Genomic DNA, 5,326 nt, shown 5'->3' with positions numbered 1-5,326 from the left:
ATGAAATCTCATAATGCCGATACTTTTAATTCATTTCAGAAAAAATTTCCAGTACTTTCAATGGCGATGGGTATATACGGTAGACCGCAAATTGCAGCAAGCTCTTCTGGAGTAATCAAAAAACCAACCATGTATTCTTTTTCCTTAAGTTGTTTATGTTATATTGCAAAGATCTTACATGCTCTTATACAAGCCAATATACTCATAACGAGCAATTTAAATTGAGATTAACACATTTTGATAACGTGTCAATATCTGTTATCATAGTTTTAAGTAATTTTAAAAGTCATTGAAGATGAGTATTAAAGAGAAAATTGGATTAAGGATTAAACAGGAACGAACAGCAAAGGGCATCACAAGAAAGGCTTTGGCTGAGCTAACAGAGCACCTTAATGCTTCCCGAATCAATAACTACGAACGCGGCGACAGAACTCCTGGACCTGAAGAAATTAAATTATTAGCCAAAGCACTAGAAGTCTCCCCATCGTTTTTAATGTGCTTATCCGATGATCGACAGGGAAAACCTGCTAAAACCCCAGGCTTAGGTGGTCTTATTCCTATTCTTGATGCCAAGCAAGCATGTAATCCGATGTTAACCATTCAGAACATGAAAGAAGAGAACTATGTTGAAAAGGTGGATTTAGTTCCTATTAGTTCTTCTCTGCAAGAGTGTATTGGTAATCATACCTTTGCTTTGATTGTTAAAGATGAAAGTATGGTTCCTGAGTTTAGGCCTAATGATGTTTTAATTATTGACCCTGACACTGTGCCTAATCCAGGCGATCTTGTAATGGCTAAACTTGATAATGACGAGCAAGTTATTGTGCGTAAATACAAACAATTGTCTGCATCAAAATCCAATCCTGAAATTGAGTTGGTTGCATTTAATCAAGATTGGGCTAGTGTTCGGTTTAGTACTAAAGTTAATGATAAATTGATTGGGACAGTGGTGTATTTAATGCGTGGTCTATTTAAAAAAGCTTAGGATGCTTTCAGGTCTCGATACTAAACGGGTTTTCTTTAATTACGCTTTAATCAACTATATTGCCGTGTTAAAATTGACATACTTGCTAATCAGGAGTAAAGAAATGAATATCGTCAACCTTTTAGAAGAAATTGCTCGCACCTCTCACCATAAGTTAGATATCAAACAATTATTAAAAGACAAGCCTGCTGATATTAAAATCGCAATAGAAAATAATGATGCAGAATCTTTAAAGGCCATTTTTAATAAAACTGACTTGCTAGCAAATAGAACAACCATTTTTGATGTATAACAATTAATTTGTAGAAGTACTAAAATGCCCAAAAGCTCCAGTAACTCATCATTATATGTTGTCGGTAGCGGAATTAAATTTTTTTCTCATTTAACTACTGAAGCAATTACATATATTAAACAGTCTGACATTGTCCTCTATCTAGTCAATGATCCTATATTAAAGCTATGGATAGAAGAGCAAAATAGTAATAGTGAGTCTTTGGATTTCCTATATTCCTCGACTCCTATGCGCGCTGAAGCTTATAACCTCATTACAAGATATGTGTTAGAGCATTTATATCAAAATAAGCATGTTTGTTTTGTACTTTATGGTCATCCAGCTGTTTTCTCAAAACCGGGATTAGAAGCGGTAAAGATTGCAAAACTTAATGGATATGATGCAAGAATTTTGCCGGGAATATCTTCAGAAGATTGTCTATTTGCAGATCTACTCATTGACCCAGGCTCTTCTGGATGCCAATCTTTTGAAGCTACAGATTTTTTAATTCATCAAAGACAATTCGATATATGTTCCCATCTTATTCTTTGGCAAATTGATGCATTGGGTATTCAAGGCCATGAATCAACTAAAGATAAGAAAGTGGGTGTAACTTTATTAGTTGAACATTTAATAAAGTATTATGAAGATACTCACGAAATAATAATTTATGAAGCAGCCCAATACCCTGGGTTTGAACCCAAAATAACTCATGAAAAACTAGTTCAACTTCCTAATATTGATTTAACAAATATATCTACCTTATGCGTTCCACCAAAGAATAAAGCACATAGGAATGAATCTGTTTTGAATGCACTTGGATTAAAACAAAAATGATGAGTTTTATATTAACTTACTCAAAGAAATACAATAGAAATTATTTAGGTCTACCAAAAACATGTTGGCAGGGCATAACTTTAATTGGTATTAATGCATTCACAATTGGTATCTGTTTTTTCCTTACTCTCTTCTTTGTAAATACAAAAGGTTATACACCTAGTACAGCTGGCTTGCTTCTTTCATGGTATGGTTTAGGTACAGTCACTGGCGGTATAGTTTCAGGCAAATTTTCTGATATTGTTTCACCAAGGCTAATATCTATTATTAGTCTTATTGCTCAATCTGTTTCATTTTTACTCCTCATATATCTGCAGTCAGTATTCGCACTAATGCCAAACCTCTTTTTACTTGGATTTGCTGCATATGGATTTAAAACATCAAATAACGTCTGGATGCTTAGTCAATGTAAAGATGATTCAAAATTACGGTATAAAACGATATGTATTTCTCATGTGGCATCAAATTTTGGACTAGGTTTATCGGGCATATTAATTGGTATTTTGACATTTTATGGATTTCAGACCATTTTTTATTTATCTAGTTTCTTGCTCATTGGCTCAGCATTGTTCATCTATTTTGAAAAAACAGAAAAAAAGGCAAACATTCAGATAAAAGAAAAACATCAAATAGTACAATTACCTCAATATAAATCAATAATCCCGGTTTTAATATGTGTTTTTCTTATTGGATTGATTATTGCTCAATTAGGATCTACATATCCACTATATATTCAGACGTCATTTCCGAAATATGGCGTTGAGGGAGTCAGCATTTTATTTACACTTGATACATTTCTGATAGTAGTTTTCCAAACGCCATTAACAAATTTATTTAGTAATCAAAATAAATTTTTTATAACCGGATCGGGAGCCTTATTAATGGGTTTGGGAATGCTGATATTATGCACCTCATCTTTATTTTTAGTAGCTATTTTCTCATGTATAGTTTGGACAACTGGAGAAATGTTATTTGTCTCAACAGCACAACTGCTTTGTTATGAAGGAAGCCACGAACGTAAAAAGGGACATGGCCTTGGATTATTCCAAACTGTATTTGCATCAAGTAATGTCCTTGGACCTATCATTGGTGGAGCAGTATATCAATATTGGGGAGGGGATTTCTTATGGTATTGTTCTATGGTTATAGGGATATTTTGTTTCTTACTATGTTGGAGTTTTAGCGGAACTCATGCTAATACATCCTCTTAGAAAAGAAGCATCTGCAGCAAAAGTTGACTCTTCATAAGAAGGAAACAAAGTTTTTTTAAATCGCATATCGATGTTAAGCAAGTCAGTTGATTCTTTCATGATTTTGTGACTATCAGCAATATTATGAAAATACTGAAACTCAATGTATTTTGCTATTTCACCAATTACTGTATCCGAGGATAATGCCCCTTCCACCAATAGGTCATTAATAAATATTCCCATAATATGCTGTAGTTCTCGCATTTCATTAATAGTGCTTGAAACAGATCTAGAGCTAGGCGAAAATACCCGGGTAGATGGATGTTGTAAAGAATAGTATATAGGAAGTGAATCGGTTTCAAAGTTAAAATGTTTTGCTTGCATTATCGTAGGCCAGTATTTCTTTAATCCATAAGATTCAACAAATACCTGTTGTAAGGTGTTTACAGGTAATGCGCTGTTATCTACTGCAGGGACATACCCTGGTGCATCGCCAAGTGCCGTTGCAAACAAATGTTTGGCTGTATCTACTAAGTAAGGGTTTGGCTTTAAATTACGGTTCTTTTGTATGATTGAAAATGTGATGTCATAATAGATTCTATTCCTATCATATTCATACCGACGCCATGCTAATTCATTCAGATACTGCTTTAGACCTTTCCATTCAACATCATTATGTAAGCTAGTTAACCACTTCTCAGAAAAATAAGCTATACAACAACGCCAATCAGATTGAATTTCATTGCTATTTACTATTTCTCTAAAAATATGCCAATGATCATATGTGGACTTTGGTGGGCGGCTTTTAATATTAAAATCTCGTTGCAAGTTTGAGTGGTTAATAGCTGCACCAATATTTGGAAGCACAAATGTCGACCTTACTCCTGCAGTTGAGGACAAAAGTCCATTTGGAGTATACACTCGATTTTTGGTTTTATTAAGGATAGTAGAAAGTGGGAAGATATCTCCTGGTTTGTATATAAGCCAAGGTATGATTATTTGCTCATTTTTCAGGTCGATATAACATTCTAGTTCTTTTTCTAACAACATTCCTAATGGTGTATTGTTAGCACTATAACCAAGATGATGAAGAATATATTCTGGTACGTCCGGGTCTGTAATTCGGAAATATCCCCCATTAATATTAGGGAATAAGGAACTTTGTGTATCGGCGTCAGTATCCCCATAAGAATAATAAGCGATGTATAGAGGATATGAATGATCTGGTGAGAGATGGTCAACTATTTCCGTGAATTTAGGCTCTACTGCTTCAAAACGATGACGAATTTCCGACCAAGTGTATTTTACTAATCCATTTCTTTCATCAACTGAGGTTATCATCGATACAACTTCCTACAACCTATCCTACATTAAGCTAACTGACAGCTGCATTTTAGATTTTGTAAGGTATTGTTGTCAAGGATTCACCACGCCTTTATTTGCATCATCTTGTTAAATATTTACCTTCGAAAATCCCAGGATAATTTCTTAATTTTTTTATTTATCAAACAATGGTTTAATTTCCCTCAGTTTCTAAGGGTAGAAAATATTAATTAAATACCAACTATTAGAAATATAAAGTATTGATCATAGTTTCATGAATAAGGATTTTTTATGAGTAATATAGAAACTAGTCATGTAGATTGTCTAAATTTGTTAATAGTAATTTATGTTTCTCAATACAAATCGACTAAGATCATTGTCCCGCGTGCTTTTTATATGTCTGCATACAGCAGTAATCAGTTGGTGAAACTGATCCCATTTGAACACCCAGAAACGTATGTATTCCTCTGTTCTAGCCTCATCATTTCAGTATTTTCCCCGATTACCTTTAATTTGAGCCAACGATTAAATATATTTCTCGCGAGTGTTACATTTAATTTGATTATGCTGTCAAAAATTCAGTATGTACTTATAGAAATCACCTTGGTAATATCACTCCCTTCTAGAATGGAAATTAAAGAAGTGACGTGGTCAAGTAAAACGATACAACCCAGTTAAGCTACTTTTTTCAAAGCCATCTCCCTCAGTGCCTCATATTTA

6 protein-coding genes are annotated in these 5,326 nt (G+C 33.9%); 5 read left to right on the top strand and 1 reads right to left on the bottom strand.

The window, feature by feature from the left end; genetic code table 11:
- The 5 genes from ACQY7T_RS04215 to ACQY7T_RS04195 form a co-directional block, all read left to right on the top strand.
- A partial coding sequence (locus ACQY7T_RS04215) for a hypothetical protein (RefSeq protein ID WP_428411462.1) occupies nt 1-225 on the top strand: 225 nt, incomplete at its 5' end.
- Nucleotides 226-295: 70 nt separating this feature from the next.
- Nucleotides 296-985 carry a helix-turn-helix domain-containing protein gene (locus ACQY7T_RS04210; protein WP_428411461.1) on the top strand — a complete coding sequence of 230 codons (690 nt, stop codon included), beginning with the start codon at nt 296-298 and terminating at the stop codon, nt 983-985.
- Nucleotides 986-1,088: 103 nt separating this feature from the next.
- A complete protein-coding gene (locus ACQY7T_RS04205) occupies nt 1,089-1,277 on the top strand; it encodes a hypothetical protein (RefSeq protein WP_428411460.1) in 189 nt (62 codons plus the stop codon).
- A gap of 24 nt (nt 1,278-1,301) precedes the next feature.
- Nucleotides 1,302-2,093 carry an SAM-dependent methyltransferase gene (locus tag ACQY7T_RS04200; RefSeq protein WP_428411459.1) on the top strand — a complete coding sequence of 264 codons (792 nt, stop codon included), beginning with the start codon at nt 1,302-1,304 and terminating at the stop codon, nt 2,091-2,093.
- Nucleotides 2,090-3,304, top strand: coding sequence for an MFS transporter (locus ACQY7T_RS04195; protein ID WP_428411458.1), 1,215 nt, complete (start codon nt 2,090-2,092; stop codon nt 3,302-3,304). Before ACQY7T_RS04200 ends, ACQY7T_RS04195 begins: the two co-directional genes overlap by 4 nt.
- Here the strand turns inward: ACQY7T_RS04195 and ACQY7T_RS04190 are convergent.
- Nucleotides 3,260-4,624 carry a hypothetical protein gene (locus ACQY7T_RS04190; protein ID WP_428411457.1) on the bottom strand — a complete coding sequence of 455 codons (1,365 nt, stop codon included), beginning with the start codon at nt 4,622-4,624 and terminating at the stop codon, nt 3,260-3,262. The two genes, ACQY7T_RS04195 and ACQY7T_RS04190, sit on opposite strands and share 45 nt — an antisense overlap.
- Nucleotides 4,625-5,326 lie beyond the last annotated feature (702 nt).

It is taken from the genome of Legionella sp. (genome assembly GCF_965140895.1).
Lineage (GTDB): Bacteria > Pseudomonadota > Gammaproteobacteria > Legionellales > Legionellaceae > Legionella.
This window is presented reverse-complemented; position numbering and strand designations above follow the sequence as displayed.

What these genes read in the sequence shown, in the direction of transcription:
- ACQY7T_RS04210 (WP_428411461.1), top strand. Translation starts at nt 296, where the DNA reads ATGAGTATTAAAGAGAAAATTGGATTAAGGATTAAACAGGAACGAACA.
- ACQY7T_RS04205 (WP_428411460.1), top strand. Translation starts at nt 1,089, where the DNA reads ATGAATATCGTCAACCTTTTAGAAGAAATTGCTCGCACCTCTCACCAT.
- ACQY7T_RS04200 (WP_428411459.1), top strand. Translation starts at nt 1,302, where the DNA reads ATGCCCAAAAGCTCCAGTAACTCATCATTATATGTTGTCGGTAGCGGA.
- ACQY7T_RS04195 (WP_428411458.1), top strand. Translation starts at nt 2,090, where the DNA reads ATGATGAGTTTTATATTAACTTACTCAAAGAAATACAATAGAAATTAT.
- ACQY7T_RS04190 (WP_428411457.1), bottom strand. Translation starts at nt 4,624, where the DNA reads ATGATAACCTCAGTTGATGAAAGAAATGGATTAGTAAAATACACTTGG.